Source organism: Tessaracoccus massiliensis (genome assembly GCF_000826065.2).
Classification (GTDB): Bacteria; Actinomycetota; Actinomycetes; order Propionibacteriales; family Propionibacteriaceae; genus Arachnia; species Arachnia massiliensis_A.
Genome location: NZ_LN623529.1, coordinates 1 through 823, shown reverse-complemented (window position 1 = coordinate 823; position 823 = coordinate 1). Strand labels below are relative to the sequence as shown.

Annotated in this window: 2 protein-coding genes; both read left to right on the top strand. The window is 70.8% G+C overall.

From position 1 onward, the window contains the following. Positions 1 to 520: HD domain-containing protein (locus BN1186_RS00025; RefSeq protein ID WP_425471448.1), on the top strand; the 520-nt coding region annotated here is incomplete at its 5' end. A gap of 71 nt (positions 521 to 591) precedes the next feature. Then, on the top strand, positions 592 to 823 hold a 232-nt coding region (locus BN1186_RS00020), incomplete at its 3' end, for a hypothetical protein (RefSeq protein WP_040281325.1).

Below are 823 nucleotides of genomic sequence, written 5' to 3'. Positions count from 1 at the left end.
ATCCCCCACCCTCGTGCACCCACCCCTCGGCCCGGCACCTGCCGTGAGCAATTGGATAGGGTCACGGCCGCGACACGCCGTGGAAACAGGTGAATCCTCCCACGACCCCATCCAATTGCTCACGGATGACGGGGCGCCCACGGACGAGGCCGTGCCCACGGATGGCGGGGCGTCTACAGACGACGGCGCGCTCACGGCCCGGGAGATCGCCGACGTCGGGCGACTCATCCGTATGACCACCACCCACTCCCCCAGCGACCCCCGTGAGGCGCTCCTCTCCGACGCCGACCTCAGCATCCTGGGCCAGATTCCCGGCCGCTACCACGTCTACGTCCGCGACGTGCGCCTCGACTACGCCCATCTCGAGGACCGCGCCTGGCGCCGCGGCCGCGCACAGGTGCTGGAACACCTCCTCGCGAAGGAACCGCTCTTCCACACCGAACTGGGCCGCGACCTCTGGGAAACCGCAGCGCGCCGCAACCTCGCCGCCGAGCTCCGCAGCCTCGCCGAGCCGCGCTGAAGGGTAGGGGCTCGACGCGCGCCGAACGGCGTTTGGCTAGGCTAAGGGGAAATTCCTGAGAGGAGCGCTCCGTGAGCACCGATGGATTCGACGGCGACCCCACCGAGGGTCAGCAGCCGCGCCCACGCAGAGCCCTTCCGGAACCTGATCTCCCGGCCGAAGCCGAACCCCCGGCCGGCGAGGAATCCGGCACGGCCCCCGGCATGCCCGGTCTGTACCGCGACGCCACCGCTGCCGACGCCGAGCCCACCCACCCCATGCCCTCACAGCCCGCTGGCGTTCCCGGAGGCGAATCCCCAGAGG